Origin of the sequence: Frateuria sp. GZRR35 (assembly GCF_051900415.1) — a bacterium.
Taxonomy (GTDB): domain Bacteria; phylum Pseudomonadota; class Gammaproteobacteria; order Xanthomonadales; family Rhodanobacteraceae; genus Frateuria_A.
The window spans coordinates 139914-157173 of sequence record NZ_JBHZGL010000008.1 but is presented as its reverse complement, the minus strand read 5'-3'; the positions used below and the strand labels follow the sequence as shown (position 1 = coordinate 157173).

Here is a 17260-nt window from a genome sequence, read left to right as displayed (position 1 = left end):
CACCATGAACGCCACCGCCCACCAGCGCTGCGCCCACCCGGCCTGTCGCTGCAGCGTGCCTGTGGGCGACACCTACTGCTCCGAACACTGCCGCCAGACAGTCGACGAGCCGGCCGAGGGCCCGTGCGGGTGCGGACATGCGCCGTGCGAGCCGGGCAACGCGCCCGGGCAACCGCCGGCGAAGCCGTAGGGTGGACTTCAACCCACCATGCGCGTCGGCGGGCTGAAGCCCACGCTACGGGGTTTGCGCCAGCCACGACTCCAGCCGGGCCAGCACCCGGCTGCGGCCGGGCTCGGCCTCGTTGAAGAGCTCGTGAAAGAGATCCTCGTACACGTGCGTCGTGAGGTGGCCGCTGGCCCGGGCCGCCGCGGCGAACGCATGGCTCCCCCGCGCATCGACCAGGCGGTCGGCGCCGGCCACCAGCAGCAGCGTCGGCACCGGCAGCGTGGCGGCCAGCGCGATGCAGTGCCGGCCGCTCTCGAAGATGAAGCGCGCCAGCCGCGGCGTGATCCAGCCCGATCGCAGCGGGTCGTGCCGGTAGGCATCGACCACGGCCGCCTCGTGCGACAACGCCTCGAACGGCAAGCCACTGCGCAGGGGCAGGTTCGGCAGCACGCGTGCGAGCCGCGTGGCCAGCGCCTGCTCCCAGGCCGGCGTCCAGGCCCGCAGCGCCGGCGAGGAAAGCACCAGCGCGGGCGGCACCACCCGCCTGTCGAGTACCGCGCGCAAGGCGACCAGGCCGCCCATGCTGTGGCCCAGCAGCACCGGCGGTGCAGGCAGGTCGGCGGCGAAGCCGTCGTAGACCTCGGCGAGATCGTCGATCAACTCCAGCGGCCTGGACAGTGCGCCGCGCGGGCCCGGCGTGCGCCCGTGCCCGCGCTGGTCGTAGCTGCGCACCGCGTAGCCGCGCGCGTTGAACCAGGCGGCCAGCGGGCCGTAGCGGCCGGCGTGTTCGCCCAGCCCGTGCACGATCAGCACCCCGGCACGGGCATCCTCCCGCGGCCAGTCATGCACGCACAGCTGCCGGCCGTCGGCCAGCGTCATCCGACCGAGCGCCTCCCTGTCTGCCTGCCGTGCATCCACGCGCCTGCCTCGCTCTCCACCGGTTCCTTAAGCTAGCCCGACGGCGCCATCCTGAACAGGCTCGAAGTGTGAGACAGGCGCCCCATATCATCGGGACACGCCCCGCCGTCCTGGCCGCCATGCCGCTCGAACATTTCCACCCCGCCGTCGCGCGCTGGTTCCAGCGCAGCTTCCCGGCGCCCACCGCGGCGCAGGCGGGCGCGTGGCCGAACATCCACGCCGGCCGCCACACCCTGGTCGCCGCGCCAACCGGCTCGGGCAAGACGCTGACCGCCTTCCTCGCCGCCATCGACGCGCTGGTGCGCGAGGGCCTGGCCAACGGCGGCGCGTTGCCGGACGAGACGCGGGTGGTCTACGTCTCGCCGCTGAAGGCGCTGTCCAACGACATCCACATCAACCTCGAGGCCCCGCTGGAAGGGATCCGCGCCGAACTCGAGGCCGAGGGCCTGCCGGACGTGGCAATCCGCACCGCCGTGCGCACCGGCGACACGCCGCAGGCCGAACGCGCGCTGATGCGCAAGGTCAGCCCGCACATCCTGGTGACCACGCCCGAATCGCTGTACGTGCTGCTGGGCTCGGCGTCGGGGCGCGAGATGCTGAAAAGCACGCGCGCGGTGATCGTGGACGAGATCCACGCGCTGGCCAATTCCAAGCGCGGCACGCATCTGGCGCTGTCGCTGGAGCGGCTGGAATCGCTGTGCCAGCGGCCGTTGCAGCGGATCGGTTTGTCGGCCACGCAGAAGCCGATCGAGGAGGTGGCGCGGTTTCTCGTTGGAGCGAGAGACCAGGCTCCTTCTCCCCTCCGGGGAGAGGGCTGGGGTGAGGGGCGGGGCTTGCCCGACACTTCCCGAGGGCGAACCGAAGGCAACTTCCCCGCGAGTTCCGGCCCCTCATCCGACCCTTCGGGCCACCTTCTCCCCGCAGGAGAGAAGGATTCATCGCGCTGCGCGATTGTCGACGTGGGCCACACCCGCCCGCGCGACCTCGCCATCGAAGTCCCGCCCGTGCCACTCGAAGCGGTGATGTCCAACGACACCTGGGAAACGGTCTACGACCGCCTCGCCCAGCTCGCCCGCGAACACCGCACCACGCTGGTCTTCGTCAATACCCGCCGCATGGCCGAACGCGCCGCGCGCCACCTGGCCGAGCGGCTCGGCAAGCAGGCGGTCGCCGCGCACCACGGCAGCCTGGCCAAGGAGCTGCGGCTCGACGCCGAACAGCGCCTCAAGCGCGGCGAACTGAAACTGCTGGTTGCGACCGCCTCGCTGGAACTTGGCATCGACATCGGCGACGTCGACCTGGTCTGCCAGCTCGCCTCGCCGCGTTCGATCGCCGCGTTCCTGCAGCGCGCCGGCCGCTCCGGCCACGCGGTCAACGGCACGCCCAAGGCGCGGCTGTTCCCGACCAGCCGCGACGACCTGCTCGAATGTGCCGCGCTGCTCGATTGCGTGCGACGCGGCGAACTCGACGCACTGGTCCAGCCGGTGCAGCCGCTGGACGTGCTCGCGCAGCAGATCGTTGCCGAGGTCGCCAGCCAGGAGTGGGACGAGGACGCGCTCTACGCGCTGGTGCGCGGCGCGCATCCCTACCGCGAGCTGCCGCGCGAGCAGTTCGACGCCATCGTGCGCATGCTCGCCGAAGGCTTCAGCACCCGACGTGGCGCGCGTGCGGCCTACATCCATCGCGACGCCGTGCATCGGCAGCTGCGTGCACGGCGCAATGCGCGACTGACCGCGGTGACCTCCGGCGGCACGATCCCCGACACCGCCGACTATCTGGTGGTGATGGAGCCGCAGAACACCATCATCGGCTCGGTCAACGAGGACTTCGCGGTCGAGAGCCTGGCCGGCGACGTATTCCAGCTCGGCAATACCAGCTACCGCATCCTGCGCGTCGAACGCGATCGCCTGCGCGTGGAAGACGCGCACGGCGCACCGCCAAGCATTCCGTTCTGGCTGGGCGAGGCGCCGGGGCGCAGCGACGAGTTGTCGATCGGCGTGGCGCGGCTGCGCGAGGAAGTCGGCGCGCTGCTCGACGCCGGCGGTGTCGCCGCGGCGCTTGCGTGGCTGCGCTCGATGCTAGGCATGAGCGAAGCCGCCGCCCAGCAACTGGCCGATTACCTGCACCGCGCCAAGATCGCGCTCGGCGTGCTGCCGACCCAGCACACGATCGTGTTCGAGCGCTTCTTCGACGAATCGGGCGGCACCCAGCTGGTTATCCACACGCCCTTCGGCAGCCGCATCAACCGCGCCTGGGGCCTGGCCCTGCGCAAGCGCTTCTGTCGCCAGTTCAACTTCGAGCTGCAGGCGGCGGCGACCGAGGACGCGATCGTGCTGTCGCTCTCGACCAGCCACAGCTTTCCGCTGGAGGAAGTCGCCCGCTACCTGCATTCGAACTCCGCCGAGCATGTGCTGGTGCAGGCGCTGCTGGACGCACCGCTGTTCCCCGCGCGCTGGCGCTGGAACGCGGTCACCGCGCTGGCGCTGCCGCGCTATACCGGCGGCAAGAAGACCCCGCCGCAGATCCAGCGCATGAAGAGCGAGGACCTGCTCGCCACCGTCTTCCCCGACCAGGTCGCCTGCCTGGAGAACATCGTCGGCGAGCGGCAGATCCCCGACCACCCGCTGGTCAACCAGACCCTGCACGACTGCCTGCGCGAGGCGATGGATGTCGACGGCCTGCTGCGCATCCTGCGCGGCTTCGAGACCGGTGCGATCACGGTCGTCGCGCGCGACCTCACCGGCCCCAGCCCGCTCGCCTCCGAGGTGCTCTCCGCCGCGCCCTACGCCTACCTCGACGACGCGCCTCTGGAAGAGCGCCGTACGCAGGCGGTGCAGAACCGGCGCTGGAACGCCGAGGACGCGGACGACCTGGGCCGGCTCGATCCGGAAGCGATCGCCGCGGTGCGTGAGGAGGCCTGGCCGCAGGTGCGCAGCGGCGACGAGATGCACGAGGCGCTGACGTTGCTCGGATTCATCACCGAGGGCGAGGTGGCGGCCAACATCGGTTGGCAGGAACGCCTGGAGGCGCTCGCCAGGCACCAGCGCGCGACGCACCTCACGCTTGCCTCGAACAAGGCTCCCTCTCCCCTCCGGGGAGAGGGTTGGGGTGAGGGCGCTTCAATCGGATTTCAGCGGCGCGAAGCGCCACGTTCGCTTCCTCTCCCCTCTGGGGAGAGGATTGAGGTGAGGGGCCAATCTTGCGTTGAACTCACTCCAGGCCCTCCCGCGAGCCCCGGCCCCTCATCCAACCCCTTCGGGGCCACCTTCTCCCCCAGCTCTCATCCAACACGGGGGAGAAGCAACGGAAGCGTGTGGGTCGCGGCGGAGGTGTTGCCGCTGTGGCAGGTCATCCACGCGGACGCCACGCTCCACCCGCCCATCAGCGCCCCACCCGACTACGCCGCCCAAGCGTGGACCCGCGACGATGCCCTGCTCGAACTGATCCGGCGCCGTCTCGGCGGCCTGGGCCCGACCACGCCCGCCGCACTGGCCGCCTCGCTCGCCGTCGATCCGGCCGACGTCGAACCCGCCCTGCTGCGCCTGCAGTCCGAAGGCTACGTCATGCAGGGCCGCTTCACCCCGGACGCGCCGGTCATCGAATGGTGCGAACGCCACCTGCTCGCGCGCATCCATCGATACACCATCGGCCGCCTGCGCCGTGAGATCGAACCGGTCAGCCGCCGCGACCTGATCCGCTTCCTGGCCGACTGGCAGCACCTGACGCCGGACATCCGACTGGAAGGCCCCGACGGCCTGATCGCCACGCTGCACCAGCTGGAGGGCTTCGAGGCGGCCGCCGGTGCCTGGGAAACCGAGTTGCTGCCATCGCGCGTGGGCGACTACACCAGCCGCTGGCTGGACGAGCTGTGCCGCGCGGGCCGCTTCGGCTGGAACCGCCTGCGCGCCGGCGGCGGCAGCGCCGGCCCCGTGCGGGCCACGCCGATCGTGTTGCTGCCGCGCCGGCAAATGGCCATCTGGACGGCCATGGCGGCGGGGGAGCAGCCGCAGGAACCCTTGCTTTCCTCGCGCGCCCAGGCGGTAGCCGATGCCTTGGCCAGCCACGGCGCGCTGTTCTTCGACGAACTGCTCGATGCCACGCACCTGCTGCGTACCGAGCTGGAGAACGCGCTGGGCGAACTGGTCGCCGCCGGCCGTGTCACTGCCGACAGCTTCGCCGGTTTGCGTGCGCTCCTGCTGCCCGCCGCCAAGCGCGATTCACGCCCGCACCGGCGTGCCCGGCGGCATGCGCTGAGTGAGATCGAGGACGCGGGCCGCTGGTCGCTGGCACGCACTGTCCTTCTGCCAACCGGGGAGAAGGTGGCCCCGAAGGGGTCGGATGAAGGGGCGGGGCTCGCAGGGAGCTCGGTCGAGAACCACTCGCAGGATCGCCCCCTCACCTCCCCGGAGGGGAGAGGAGGCGAACGTGCCGCTTCGCGCCGCTTCGATTCAGATGAAGCAGAGCACGTCGCGCGGGTCTTGCTTCGCCGCTACGGCGTCGTGTTCTGGAAACTGCTCGAACGCGAAGCCCCATGGCTGCCTTCCTGGCGCGAACTGCTGCGCGTCTACCACCGGCTGGAAGCGCGCGGCGAGATCCGTGGCGGGCGCTTTGTCGAGGGCCTGGTGGGCGAGCAGTTCGCCCTGCCCGAGGCGATCGGCGCCTTGCGCGGCGTGCGCCAGCGCGAGGCCATGCAGCAGCTGGTGTGTGTCAGCGGCAGCGACCCGCTCAACCTGGTTGGCACCGTGCTCGCTGGCGACAAGCTGCCTGCGCTCGCCGGCACCCGCGTGCTGTACGAGGACGGCGTGCCGGTGGCCGCGCTGGTGGCCAACAAACCGCAGTTCCTGCTGGAAGCCGACGGCGCCACCCAGCAGCGCTGGCGCAACGCGTTGCTGCGCCGTCCGGGCAGCGAGGCGCACGGGATCGGCCTGGCGGTGTGAGGTCGTGGTGGGCTGAAGCCCACCCTACGAGTTCTCGGCGGTGCGTAGGGTGGGCTTCAGCCCACCAACCGCGGCCCGCCTCAGTCGCTGATATCGGCGATATGGATCAACAATCCGTCGTGCATGCGGAACTCGCTGCGCCCGTTCAACGCGATCGTCTGTCCAGCCTGCGCGCCATTGGGCAGGTCCAGTGCAAACACGCCTTCGAACGCGATGCCGACCTGCGCCACGCCCTTGCTCTCGGCGTAGCTCGTCACCGTCTGCCGGCGACGCGCGAACAACGGCAGCGTGCTCTGCGCCAGCCGGCGGAACTCCTCGATGCCTTGCGTGTTCACCGTGGTGACGCCCGCGGTGACGTTCTCGAAGGTCACCTGCGGATGCAGCGTGGCCAGCATGCCGTCCACGTCCAGGCGGCTGTAGGCGTCGATGTAGCGGTCGATCAGGGCGCGCATGGGGCTCACCGGCGTTGGGGACGCCGCGAGCATAGCAAGCACGCGATGCAACGCCCCCTCCCTCCGGGAGAGGGCTGAGTGGGGAGCCGGGCCGTGCGGAACGGTCCGCTCGCCCGTCCCCTCCCCCGCTCCACGGGCACCCTCTCCCGGAGGGAGAGGGAACAGCCTCACTTCACGTTGTCGGTCTGCTCGATGAAGCGCGCCACGTTGTCATGCAGTTGCTTCAACGAGTCCTCGTGCGCATAGACCATGTGTCCGGACGGGTACCAAGCGTAGGAGATGTTCTTGCGCAGCGAGTCCGGGATCGGCAGGTGGCTCATCTCGTACTCGGCCGCGAAATAAGGTGTGGCCAGGTCGTAGTAGCCCCCGTTGAGGAACACCTTCAGATCGGGATTGGTCTTCATCGCGACCGCCAGGTCCGGCATCACGTTGGTCGACTGCTGCAGCGCCTCGCCGTGCACGCCCGGCGCCTTGTGTGCGAAGTCCCAGTGGTCGATGTCGGCGAACAGCCGGTATTGCAGGCCGTCGCCGAACTTGAGCTGCCGGCGCACATAGTCGTTGAAGGCGGACACGTAGGCCGAGCTGATCGCCGAGGATTGGGGGTCGTATTCGGAATCCTTCGCCAGCGGATCGAGCGCCGGGCCGGCGAAGCGGCTGTCCAGGCGGCCGGTGGTGAGCCCGCCGTCGAACTGCAGCTCGTGCTCGAACATGCCGCCGGTGACGCGCAGGTCCGCCTTGACCAGGTAATCGACCGGCAGCCCGCTGTACTGGTGCAGCTTCTCGGCCACGGCACGCTTGCGCGCCGGGTCCAGGTTCGCGCCTTGCATCAGCGCGCTGGCGTAATCGCCCAGCGCGTACTGCTCGACCTCGCGCAGGAACGGCTCCAGTTGTGCCGGCGGCTGCGGGAGCTTGTGGTGGTAGTACGCGGTGGCGGCGAAGGTCGGCAGCGCCAGCGCGTAGGGCAGGTCGACGCCCGGGTTGAACTCGGGGCCATCGATGCTGGTATCGAACGAAAGGATCTGCGAAAGCAGGATCACGCCGTTCAGATCGACGCTGGCGTCGTTCTGCAGGATGTTCGCCAGCACCGCCGAGCGGGTGGTGCCGTAGCTCTCGCCGAACAGGTACTTGGGCGAGTTCCAGCGGCCGTACTTCGAGAGGAACTGGCTGATGAACTGCGCGAAGGCATGGCCGTCACCATCGACGCCGTAGACGGCCTTCTTGCGCTTGTCCATCTGCTCGTCGCGCTTGGATTTGTCCTTCTCGTCGGCGACCAGGCGCGAGAAGCCGGCGCCGGGCGCGTCGATGAATACCAGGTCGGACGCATCGAGCAGGCTGTAGTCGTTGTTGACCAGGCCGTACGGCGCCGCCGGCGTGTGGCTGTCGTCGCTGGTGACCACGCGCCTGGGGCCGAATGCGCCCATGTGCAGCCATACCGTCGCCGAGCCGGGACCGCCGTTATAGATGAAGGTGATCGGCCGCCGCGCCGGGTCGACACCCTGCTTGAAGTAGGCGGCGTAGAACATGCTGACGGTCGGGTCGTCGCTGGCGTCGCCGTGCTCGTGCAGCACCAGCGTGCCGGCGACCGCCTGGTAGTCGATCCGCTTGCCCTCGACGGTCACCGAACCGGTGGTCTCGGCCCGGTGCGGCTTGGCCAGCGCCGCATCGGGCCTGGTGTCGTCTGCGGCCTTGTCCTTGTCCGCGGCGAAGGCACCGGGAGCGATCAGCAGCACACTGAGCGCCGCAACGAGGGGAAGCTTGCGCATGGGACGATCTCACGAGGCACACGGAAGCGGCCAGCATAGGCGCGCCCGGCAGCCCCTTCACACCCCAGAAGTCATCCCTGTGCCAGCAGGGCAATCGCCAGCACAGCCAGGCCCAGGCCCGCGAGGTTGATCCGCGAGAGCCGCTCGCGAAAGACCACCATGCCCGCCAGCGCGCCCAGCGCCACCACGCCCAGGTTCATCCCCGCGAACACCAGCGCCGGCTGCCCCGGCAAGGCCTGGTGTGCGCGCAGGTAAAACAGAATGTTGCCGAAGTTGAGCAGGCCGAGCAGCAGGCCGGCGGTCAGGCTGCGCACGCCGAGCCGTGCCGCCCCGCGCGCCAGCCGCCAGCCTTGCAACACGCACGAGACCAGCAGCGCGAGCACGAACATCGCCAGCAGCGCCGCCCCGAGCGGAACGCCGGCGGATGCCACACGCTTGAACAGCACGTCGATCACGCCGAATCCCAGGAACACCAGTAGCGGGTAGATCCACCCGCCTGCGCCGCCGGACGTCGCGTCGCCCCGGGCCGGTCGCCACATCAGGCCCGCCAGCGCCGCCAGGCCGGCGGCCATCCCCCAACTCTTGGCGGCGCTCAGCGGTTCGCCGAACAGCACGAATGCCGCGATCAACGAAATGAGCAGTGACAGCCGCTGCGCCACTTCCGAACGCACGATGCCGGCGTGGCGCACCGAGCCGGCCAGCGCCAGGAAGATGGTCGGCAGCAGCAGGCCCAGGCCGACCAACGCCGGCCACGCGCCGGCCGCGGCATGCAGTGCCGACGACGCGGGCGCGAACACCAATGCACTCGCTGCAGCTGCGACCACATAGTTCCAGGCGATCGCCTGACCCACGTCGATGTCCAGCCGGCGGGCGAGCTTGAGCAGCACCGAAACCAGCACGCTGCACAGCGCGGCGGCCAAGAAGAAGGGCATGGCGGAGGGTCCGGGAAAAACCGAAGGATAAGGGACACACGCTCCGGCGGGGCGGACGCCACCCGCCTGGCGCATGATGTGCGCCTTGGAACGGGAGGCTCCCATGCTCGAACTGCGACCGACCTGCGAACACTGCAACAAGCCGCTGCCGCCGGCATCGACCGCGGCGCGCATCTGCTCGTTCGAATGCACCTTCTGCCATGGCTGCGTCGAAGGCGTACTGCAGGGCGTGTGCCCGAACTGCGGCGGCGGTTTCGTGCCGCGGCCGGTGCGGCCGGCGCACGACTGGAAGAACGGCAACTTCCTCGGGCGCTATCCCGCCACGGGCAAGGTCACGCACAAGCCGGTGGACGCGCTGGCCCACCGGGAACTGGTCGGCCGCCTGGCGGCCATGGCGCCGCACGAACGTTGAGCGCCCGATGGTGCGTGGTCGCTCGAATCGGGCCGCGTAGGGTGGGCTTGAGCCCACCACCGATCCGGCCGGGTCGAACGGCGGTGGGCTGAAGCCCACCCTACGAAGCGGTCGCAGGCTTCGATCGCTTCAGGTCCTGAGGCCTGCCGCGGCGCTGGCGAGCGCTTCGATACCGGCCCAGTCGCCGGCAGCGAGCTTGTCGGCGGGCGTGAGCCAGGATCCGCCCACGCACAGCACGCTGGGCAGGGCAAGGAACTCGCCGGCGGTGGCGGCGCTGATGCCGCCGGTCGGACAGAAGCGCAACTGCGGCAGCGGCCCAGCCCATGCCGCCAGCAGCTTCGCGCCGCCAGCGGGCACGGCGGGGAAGAACTTCAGGTGCCGGTAGCCGCGCTCCAGCAGCGCCATCGCCTCGCTGGCGGTGGCCGCGCCGGGGAGCAGCGGCAGCGGGATGTCCGCGGCGGCATCCAGCAATCGCGAGGTCGCGCCGGGCGAGACGGCGAAGCGTGCACCCGCCTCGTACGCCGCGCGCAGGTCGGCCTCGCCCAGCACCGTGCCCACGCCGACCATCGCGCCCTCGACTTCCGCGGCGATCGCACGGACGGCCTCCAGCGCGGCCGCCGTGCGCAAGGTCACCTCGATCGCCGGCACGCCGCCGGCGACCAGCGCGCGCGCCATCGGTACGGCGGCGCGCGCATCCTCGATCACCACCACCGGGATCACCGGCGCCAGGCGCATCGCCCGTTCGATTTCCTGCTGCCTGTCGGCTTGGTTCATCAGAGCACTCCGGCGCCGAGGTCGGCGTTCATGGCGTGGTTGCGGAACAGGGCGAAGAGTTCGCGGCCGGTGCCGGCCTGGTGCGCCGCCTGGCTGCCGGCGTCAGGCGCACGGGTGGCAAACTCGGCGGCATCGACCAGGACGTCCAGGCGTCCATTCGCACAGTCCAGCCGGATCAAGTCGCCCTCGCGCACGCGCGCCAGCGGCCCGCCTGCGGCGGCTTCCGGCGTGACGTGGATGGCCGCCGGCACGCGGCCGGAGGCGCCCGACATGCGCCCGTCGGTGACCAGCGCGATGCGGTGGCCGCGGTCCTGCAGCACGGCGAGCGTGGGCGTGAGCTTGTGCAGCTCCGGCATGCCGATCGCCTGCGGGCCCTGGAAGCGCACCACCGCCACGAAGTCGCGGTTGAGTTCGCCGCGCTCGAAGGCGGCGCGTACCGCGTCCTGGTCGTCGAACACCACGGCAGGGGCCTCGATCAGCAGGCGATCCTCCGGTACGGCCGAGACCTTGATCACCGCCCGGCCCAGGTTGCCGTCGAGCAGGCGCAGGCCGCCATCGGGACGGAACGGCTCGTCTGCGCTGCGCAGCACGCCGCGGTTGCCGCTCTTCTTGCCGACCGGCTTCCACGCCAGCTGGCCGGTCCCGTTGAGTTCCGGCACGAAGGTGTAGGCAGCCAGGCCCTTGCCGGCCAGCGTCTGCACGTCGGGGTTGAGCAGGCCGGCGTCGAGCAACTGATCGATCAGGAACGCCATGCCGCCGGCCTCGTGGAACTGGTTCACGTCGGCGTAGCCGTTGGGGTACACGCGCGCCAGCAATGGCACCACGGAGGAGAGCGCGTCGAAGTCGTCCCAGCTCAGCATGACGCCGGCCGCGCGCGCCATCGCCACCAGGTGCATCAGGTGGTTGGTCGAGCCGCCGGTGGCGTGCAGGCCGACCACGCCGTTGACGATCGCCCGCTCGTCGACGATGTGGCCCAGCGGCAGGCGCGTGGCGGGCGCCGCGTGCACGGCGACCGCCTGCACCGCGGCGCGGGTAAGCGCGTCGCGCAGCGGCGTGTCGGGCGCCACGAAGCTCGCGCCCGGCAGTTGCAGGCCCATGATCTCCATCAGCATCTGGTTGGAGTTGGCCGTGCCGTAGAAGGTGCAGGTGCCGGGGCTGTGGTAGGACGCCGCTTCGGCTTCCAGCAGCTCGGCACGCGTGGCCTTGCCCTCGGCGAAGGCCTGGCGCACTTTGGATTTCTGCTCGTTGGGGATGCCGCTGGGCATCGGTCCGGACGGCACGAACGCGCCCGGCAGGTGGCCGAAGCTGAGCGCGCCGATCAGCAGGCCCGGCACGATCTTGTCGCATATACCTAAGTACAGCGCGCCGTCGAACATGTCGTGCGACAGCGCCACGGCGGTGGCCATCGCGATCACGTCGCGCGAGAACAGCGACAGTTCCATGCCGGCACGGCCCTGGGTGACGCCGTCGCACATCGCCGGCACGCCGCCGGCCACCTGCGCGGTGGCGCCGAACTGGTGGGCCAGCTCGCGGATCAGCGCCGGGTAGCGCTCGTAAGGGCGGTGCGCCGAGAGCATGTCGTTGTAGGCGGTGACGATGCCGAGGTTCGGCCCGCGGCCCTCGCGCAGCGCGGCCTTGTCGTCGCCGGTGCAGCCGGCGAAGCCATGCGCGAGGTTGCCGCAGGACAACTGCGCGCGGTGCGGGCCGTCACCCCCGGCAGCCGCGTCGATGCGCGCGAGATAGGCCGCGCGACTGTCGCGGCTGCGCTCGATGAGGCGCGCGGTGACTTCGGCGACGACGGGATGCAGCGAACTCATGGCAGGTACTCCATGCCGGTCGATTCGTTCCGGCAGTCAATGATCAGGGACACCAGTACACGTCGGCCGGCACCGGCGAGCGCGCCAGCACGACGCGGATCGGATAGTGCGCGGCCTCGCCCAGGCCAAGCCGCGCCTGCGCCAGCACGTCGCGCTTGTCCTCGCCTTCGATGTGCAGGAACAGGTGGCGGGTTTCGAGCAGGGTGGGCAGGGTCAGGGTGATGCGCGGCTCGCCGGCGCCGGGCGCGCGCATCGGCAACACGCCGCTGGGCTGGTTCGGATCCAGTGCGGCGGCGAGCTGGTCGCCCCCGGGGAAGAACGAGGCCGTATGCCCATCCGGCCCCATACCCAGCACCACCGCGTCGAATGGCAGCGGCAGCGCATGGATGCGCCGGCCGGCTTCGGCCTGCCCTTCCTCCGGCGTGGCCGCGCCGGTGTACAGCGGCACGAACGAGGCAACGGCCGCCTGGTTCTGCAGCAGGTGCCCACGCACCAGGCGCGCGTTGGAGCGCGGATCGCCCTCGTCCACCCAGCGCTCGTCGACCAGGGTGACCTGCACCCGGGACCAGTCCAGCGTGGCCTGCGACAGCAGATCGAAGAAGCGCAGCGGCGTGCGTCCGCCGGAGACTGCCAGCAGGGCGAAGTCGCGCTCCAGCAGGCCCGCGCGCAAACGGTCGGCGACGCGCTCGGCCAGGGCCAGGGCGAGCGCATGGCCGTCGGCGAAGCTGTGGGTGGTGACGTTGATCGAGGTCGTCATGGGCGCACTGGCGTGGAAAGGGTCCGACAGTGTCGGCAGCCGGTTGCGGGCATCGGGTGAAGCACCGCGCTACTCGCTGTCCTCGTTCCAGGTGCGGCCGTCGCGCTCGATCAGCGCCACCGCCGCACTCGGCCCCCAGCTGCCGGCGGCGTAGGGCCGCGGCGGCTCGCCGGCGGCACCCCACGCGGCCAGGATAGGATCAATCCAGCGCCAGGCCGCCTCGACTTCGTCGCGGCGCATGAACAGCGTGGGATTGCCGCGCACCACGTCCAGCAGCAGGCGCTCGTAGGCATCCGGCTGTTGCACGCCGAAGGCTTCCACGAAGCTCATGTCCAGCGGCACGTGGCGCAGGCGCAAGCCGCCCGGGCCCGGATGCTTGATGGTCAGCCACAGCTTGACGCCTTCGTCCGGCTGCAGCCGCAGCACCAGCCGGTTCTGCGCCAGCGGGCCGGCCGAGGCATCGAAGATCGAGTGCGGCACCGACTTGAATGCCACCACGATCTCGGACAGCCGCGCGGACAGGCGCTTGCCGGTGCGCAGGTAGAACGGCACGCCGGCCCAGCGCCAGTTGGCGATTTCCGCCTTCAGCGCGACGAAGGTCTCGGTGTTGGACTGGCCGTCGTCCAGTTCTTCCAGGTAGCCCGGCACGCGCTCGCCGTCGATGGCGCCGGCCTTGTACTGGCCACGCACCGTGAGCTGGGCGCTGTTGCGCATGTCGATGGGCTTCAACGCATGCAGCACCTTGAGCTTCTCGTCGCGCACGGCGTCGGGCGAGAGCGAGGCCGGCGGTTCCATCGCCACCATGCACAGCAGCTGCAGCATGTGGTTCTGCACCATGTCGCGCAGCGCGCCGGCGCGGTCGTAGTAGCCGGCACGACGGCCCAGGCCGAGCGTCTCGGCCACGGTGATCTGCACGTGGTCGATGTGGCCGGCGTTCCACAGCGGCTCGAACAGCGCGTTGCCGAAGCGCAGCGCGAGCAGGTTCTGCACCGTCTCCTTGCCGAGGTAGTGGTCGATGCGGAAGGTCTGCGCCTCGGAGAACACGCGACCGACCGCCTCGATGATGCCCATCGCGCTGGCCAGGTCGCGGCCGATCGGCTTCTCCAGCACCACGCGCGAGTTCGGCCCGTTGAGGCCGTTGGCGCCAAGCCGGTTGCAGATGTCGACGAACAGCTCCGGCGAGGTGGAGAGGTAGAACACGCGGATGTGTTCGGGCTGCTCGTTCACCAGCGCGGCGAACGTGTCCCAGCCCTCGTCCTTGCGTGCATCCAGCGGCAGGTAATAAAGCTGTGGCAGGAACGCTTCGATCTGCTCGCTCGCGCCGCCGCCATCGGCGAGCACGTCGCGTACCAGGCCGCGGTAGCCGGCATCGTCCAGGCCTTCGCGCGCCACGCCGATGATCCGGCTGGCCGCGGGCACCTGGCCGTCGACGAAACGGTGGAACAGCGCCGGCAGCAGTTTGCGCAGGGCCAGGTCGCCGGTGCCGCCGAAAATCACCAGGTCGAACGGGTCGACGGGCGGGGGAGAAACCGTCACGGTTCACCTCGATTGCGTGTTGGGCAGACGGAATGGGCCATCCCGCCTGGGCGCCGAGGATGGTACCAGTGAAATACCAGATTACGCAGCCAGGCGTGCAGGTCATGCATACGTTTTCATGGCGGCTTGCCGCAAATGGTGTGAGATTGGTATGGTTCTGCCATGGAGACCGCGCTCGCCGCCGAATACCGCCGCCTCTGCGAAAGCCCCGATACGCGCCAGCCGCTGGCCTACCTGCGGCTGCGCCGGGCGATCCGCACCGTGGTCGAACACCGCGACATCGAACCGGGCCAGGCGCTGCCCAGCGAGCGCGACCTGTCGCAGGCGCTGGGCCTCTCGCGCGTGACCGTGCGCAAGGCCATCGCCGGCCTGGTCGAAGAGGGCCTGCTGACCCAGCGCCACGGCGCCGGCACCTTCGTCGCCGAGCGCATCGTCAAGCCGATGTCGCGGCTGACCAGCTTCACCGAGGACCTGCGCGCGCGCGGCCTGAACCCCCGCTCGGAATTCTTCGAGCGCGGCATCGGCGAGGTGACGCCGGAAGAGGCCATGGCAATGAACCTTTCGCCCGGCGCGGCCGTGGTGCGCCTGCACCGCGTGCGCTACGCCGGCGACGAGCCGCTGGCGATCGAGCGCAGCGTGGTGCCCGCCAGCGTCCTGCCCGATCCGATGGCGGTGCGCGATTCGCTCTACGAAGCGCTGGAACAACGCAACGCCCGCCCGCGCCGCGCCCTGCAGCGCCTGCGTGCGGTGTCGCTGAGCGCCCAGCACGCCCGCCTGCTCCACGTGCCCACCGGCAGCGCCGGCCTGAGCATCGAGCGTCGCAGCTTCCTCGACGACGGCCGCGTGGTGGAATTCACCAGCTCGTGGTACCGCGGCGACATCTACGACTTCGTGGCCGAGCTCCATACGGACTGACTTGCGTGCGCGGTACACGCAGCAGGTCGGACGGTTACCATCGAGCAATGACTGCCAGCCAACCCGTATCACTCGACACCTTGCGTGAGCGCGCCCGGATCTACCTGGAGGGCGGACAGTTGCCTGCCGCGCAGGCCACGCTGGAAACCATCCTCCGGCAGGCCCCGAACGACCTGGCATGCAGCCTCCAGCTGGCCGACCTTTTGTTCCAGCAGGGTCACCTGCAGGCATCGACCCTGCCGCTGCTCCGGGCCCTCCATCGCTTGCCGAAGGATGCACTCCTGATCGTCGGCATGATTCAACGCCTGGTCGGGCGTGGAGAGATTGTGGCTGCCCGTGCCTGCCTCGATTTACTGACTCAGGCGCCGGACCCGCCGGCCCACGTCGTGCTGGCACAGGCGAAAATGCGATTCATGATCGGCGAGTTCCGCGAGGCGCTGGAGCTCACGGAAAAGGCGGTACGCGCCGGCGTGGAGACGCCTGAAGCAGGCCGGCTCCATGGCATGTTGCTGCAGTTCAACGGGCGCATGGACGAGGCGTGCAAGGTACTGGAGCAATGCCTGGATCGCTGGCCTGATTTCGGTGATGCGGCGCCCGCCTTGGTCGATATGCGCAAGCAGACACCGGATGCCAACCATCTGGCCCGCCTGCAGGAGCAACTTCAGCGCTTGCCGGAGCAACCCACGGACTCGGGCCAGGCCTTCGCGCGGGCCGAGTTCGAGTACGCAGTCTTCAAGACGCTGGACGATCTTGGCCGGTACGACGAAGCATGGCGGGCACTGGCGCGCTGCAACGCGTTGATGTCTCGCTTGAACCCCTACAACCCCACGACGCAGGAAGCGGTAACCGACGCGCTGATCCGGGCGTCGGCCGAACGGGACGCGGCCGCCACGCAATCTCCGGCATTCGAGGGACCGATCCCGATTTTCATCGTGGGCATGCCGCGCTCAGGCACCACGCTGCTGGACCGCATCCTGTCGAGCCATTCCAAGGTGACTTCCGCGGGCGAGATCGGCGACTTCTGGCGCCAACTGCACTGGATGGCCGACGTTATTCCGGAGCAGGCCGAAGGGTTGCTGCGCGTAACCCAGCGCAGCCGTGATATCGACTTCCATCAGGTCGGCCTGCGCTACCTCAAGCAGACGCAGTGGCGAGCGGAAGGCCGGCCGTACTACGTCGACAAACTGCCCGGCAACATTCAGCTGGTGGCGTTCATCCGCCGGGCTTTGCCGCATGCGCCGATCCTGCACATGGTGCGCGATCCGATGGACACGTGCTTCTCCAACTTCAAGGCGATGTTCGGCAACATTTCGGCCCACACTTACGAGCTAGGCGCCATGGCGCACTACTACGGGCAACACGCCCGTCTGGTCCGCCATTGGCACGAGACCCTGCCCGGCGCCATGCTGGATGTTGACTACGCCGAACTGGTTCGCGATTCGGCCACGACCATCCCACGCGTGCTCGCCCATTGCGGGCTTGATGTGGAAGAAGCTTGCCTGCGCCCCGAAAGCAACGCCGCTCCGGTCGCCACGCGAAGCAGCCCGCAAGTCCGGGAGTCCATCCATACACGCGGACTGGGTGCCTGGCGCCATTACGAAAGCCAGCTCCAACCCCTGCGCAAGGCGCTTGCGGACCTAGGCTGAACGCGCATCCGTTCGCCGAAGGCGAAATTCGGGCGCGTCACGCCTGGCCTTAGGTAGACCGTTGTACGGCCCGCAGCGCGGGTGCTCGTTCGGTCGGGAAGGTGGCGCGGGTTTGTCGTCGAAACCGTCTCCGCACCAGCCCTCGAGCGCATCTCACGCGTTGACTCATGACGGTCGGGGCATCCTTTCTTCCGGGCCGGCCGCCTTCCTTGCGGTGGGTCGAACGCTTGGAAAA

12 protein-coding genes and 2 pseudogenes are annotated in these 17260 nt (G+C 69.7%); 6 read left to right on the top strand and 8 right to left on the bottom strand.

Translation table 11 applies throughout. The annotated features are described in order from the left end of the window. The first annotated feature begins 4 nt into the window (after positions 1–4). Positions 5–190, top strand: coding sequence for a hypothetical protein (locus ACFWZ3_RS11465; protein ID WP_439707862.1), 186 nt, complete (start codon positions 5–7; stop codon positions 188–190). 45 nt (positions 191–235) lie between these two features. Here ACFWZ3_RS11465 and ACFWZ3_RS11460 read toward each other — a convergent pair whose 3' ends face one another. After that, on the bottom strand, positions 236–1045 hold the full coding sequence (locus ACFWZ3_RS11460) for an alpha/beta hydrolase (RefSeq protein ID WP_439707861.1): 810 nt from the start codon (positions 1043–1045) through the stop codon (positions 236–238). Positions 1046–1203: 158 nt separating this feature from the next. Between ACFWZ3_RS11460 and ACFWZ3_RS11455 the strand changes: the two are divergent. Both ACFWZ3_RS11455 and ACFWZ3_RS11450 read left to right on the top strand, forming a co-directional pair. Continuing rightward, positions 1204–1884 (top strand): annotated as a pseudogene (locus tag ACFWZ3_RS11455) (DEAD/DEAH box helicase); the annotation flags it as partial. Positions 1885–2028: 144 nt separating this feature from the next. Then, positions 2029–6021, top strand: a pseudogene (locus ACFWZ3_RS11450) (DEAD/DEAH box helicase); the annotation flags it as partial. An 80-nt stretch (positions 6022–6101) separates the two neighbouring features. On the opposite strand, the gene ACFWZ3_RS11445 reads toward ACFWZ3_RS11450, so the two are convergent. The 3 genes from ACFWZ3_RS11445 to ACFWZ3_RS11435 all read right to left on the bottom strand — a co-directional run bounded on the left by ACFWZ3_RS11445 (position 6102) and on the right by ACFWZ3_RS11435 (position 9168). After that, positions 6102–6473 carry a nuclear transport factor 2 family protein gene (locus ACFWZ3_RS11445; protein ID WP_439707860.1) on the bottom strand — a complete coding sequence of 124 codons (372 nt, stop codon included), beginning with the start codon at positions 6471–6473 and terminating at the stop codon, positions 6102–6104. Positions 6474–6640: 167 nt separating this feature from the next. Continuing rightward, the gene (locus ACFWZ3_RS11440; protein ID WP_439707859.1) at positions 6641–8236 is read right to left on the bottom strand and encodes a S10 family peptidase; all 1596 of its coding nucleotides are present in this window, start codon (positions 8234–8236) and stop codon (positions 6641–6643) included. 71 nt (positions 8237–8307) lie between these two features. Then, positions 8308–9168, bottom strand: a complete 861-nt coding sequence (locus tag ACFWZ3_RS11435) for an EamA/RhaT family transporter (RefSeq protein ID WP_439707858.1) — start codon at positions 9166–9168, stop codon at positions 8308–8310. 103 nt (positions 9169–9271) lie between these two features. Here ACFWZ3_RS11435 and ACFWZ3_RS11430 point away from each other — a divergent pair, with 103 nt between their 5' ends. After that, on the top strand, positions 9272–9580 hold the full coding sequence (locus ACFWZ3_RS11430; RefSeq protein ID WP_439707857.1) for a DUF1272 domain-containing protein: 309 nt from the start codon (positions 9272–9274) through the stop codon (positions 9578–9580). 129 nt (positions 9581–9709) lie between these two features. Here ACFWZ3_RS11430 and eda read toward each other — a convergent pair whose 3' ends face one another. From eda to zwf, 4 genes are all read right to left on the bottom strand, one after another. Continuing rightward, entirely contained in the window at positions 9710–10354 is a 645-nt protein-coding gene (gene eda / locus ACFWZ3_RS11425; RefSeq protein WP_439707856.1) for a bifunctional 4-hydroxy-2-oxoglutarate aldolase/2-dehydro-3-deoxy-phosphogluconate aldolase, read from the bottom strand. Further along, positions 10354–12171, bottom strand: coding sequence for a phosphogluconate dehydratase (edd, locus tag ACFWZ3_RS11420; RefSeq protein ID WP_439707855.1), 1818 nt, complete (start codon positions 12169–12171; stop codon positions 10354–10356). The genes eda and edd overlap by 1 nt, the downstream gene beginning before the upstream one ends. 43 nt (positions 12172–12214) lie before the next feature. Then, the gene (pgl, locus tag ACFWZ3_RS11415) at positions 12215–12928 is read right to left on the bottom strand and encodes a 6-phosphogluconolactonase (RefSeq protein ID WP_439707854.1); all 714 of its coding nucleotides are present in this window, start codon (positions 12926–12928) and stop codon (positions 12215–12217) included. Between the two features lie 69 nt (positions 12929–12997). After that, entirely contained in the window at positions 12998–14464 is a 1467-nt protein-coding gene (gene zwf / locus ACFWZ3_RS11410) for a glucose-6-phosphate dehydrogenase (protein WP_439707853.1), read from the bottom strand. A gap of 162 nt (positions 14465–14626) precedes the next feature. Between zwf and ACFWZ3_RS11405 the strand changes: the two genes are divergently transcribed. Together ACFWZ3_RS11405 and ACFWZ3_RS11400 are read left to right on the top strand one after the other, a co-directional pair. Next, complete coding sequence (locus ACFWZ3_RS11405; RefSeq protein ID WP_439707852.1) at positions 14627–15379, top strand: GntR family transcriptional regulator; 753 nt, start codon at positions 14627–14629, stop codon at positions 15377–15379. Between the two features lie 47 nt (positions 15380–15426). Further along, the gene (locus tag ACFWZ3_RS11400) at positions 15427–17025 is read left to right on the top strand and encodes a tetratricopeptide repeat-containing sulfotransferase family protein (RefSeq protein WP_439707851.1); all 1599 of its coding nucleotides are present in this window, start codon (positions 15427–15429) and stop codon (positions 17023–17025) included. The last annotated feature ends 235 nt before the right edge of the window (positions 17026–17260 follow it).

What these genes read in the sequence shown, in the direction of transcription:
- ACFWZ3_RS11465 (WP_439707862.1), top strand. Translation starts at nt 5, where the DNA reads ATGAACGCCACCGCCCACCAGCGCTGCGCCCACCCGGCCTGTCGCTGC.
- ACFWZ3_RS11460 (WP_439707861.1), bottom strand. Translation starts at nt 1,045, where the DNA reads ATGACGCTGGCCGACGGCCGGCAGCTGTGCGTGCATGACTGGCCGCGG.
- ACFWZ3_RS11445 (WP_439707860.1), bottom strand. Translation starts at nt 6,473, where the DNA reads ATGCGCGCCCTGATCGACCGCTACATCGACGCCTACAGCCGCCTGGAC.
- ACFWZ3_RS11440 (WP_439707859.1), bottom strand. Translation starts at nt 8,236, where the DNA reads ATGCGCAAGCTTCCCCTCGTTGCGGCGCTCAGTGTGCTGCTGATCGCT.
- ACFWZ3_RS11435 (WP_439707858.1), bottom strand. Translation starts at nt 9,168, where the DNA reads ATGCCCTTCTTCTTGGCCGCCGCGCTGTGCAGCGTGCTGGTTTCGGTG.
- ACFWZ3_RS11430 (WP_439707857.1), top strand. Translation starts at nt 9,272, where the DNA reads ATGCTCGAACTGCGACCGACCTGCGAACACTGCAACAAGCCGCTGCCG.
- eda (WP_439707856.1), bottom strand. Translation starts at nt 10,354, where the DNA reads ATGAACCAAGCCGACAGGCAGCAGGAAATCGAACGGGCGATGCGCCTG.
- edd (WP_439707855.1), bottom strand. Translation starts at nt 12,171, where the DNA reads ATGAGTTCGCTGCATCCCGTCGTCGCCGAAGTCACCGCGCGCCTCATC.
- pgl (WP_439707854.1), bottom strand. Translation starts at nt 12,928, where the DNA reads ATGACGACCTCGATCAACGTCACCACCCACAGCTTCGCCGACGGCCAT.
- ACFWZ3_RS11405 (WP_439707852.1), top strand. Translation starts at nt 14,627, where the DNA reads ATGGAGACCGCGCTCGCCGCCGAATACCGCCGCCTCTGCGAAAGCCCC.
- ACFWZ3_RS11400 (WP_439707851.1), top strand. Translation starts at nt 15,427, where the DNA reads ATGACTGCCAGCCAACCCGTATCACTCGACACCTTGCGTGAGCGCGCC.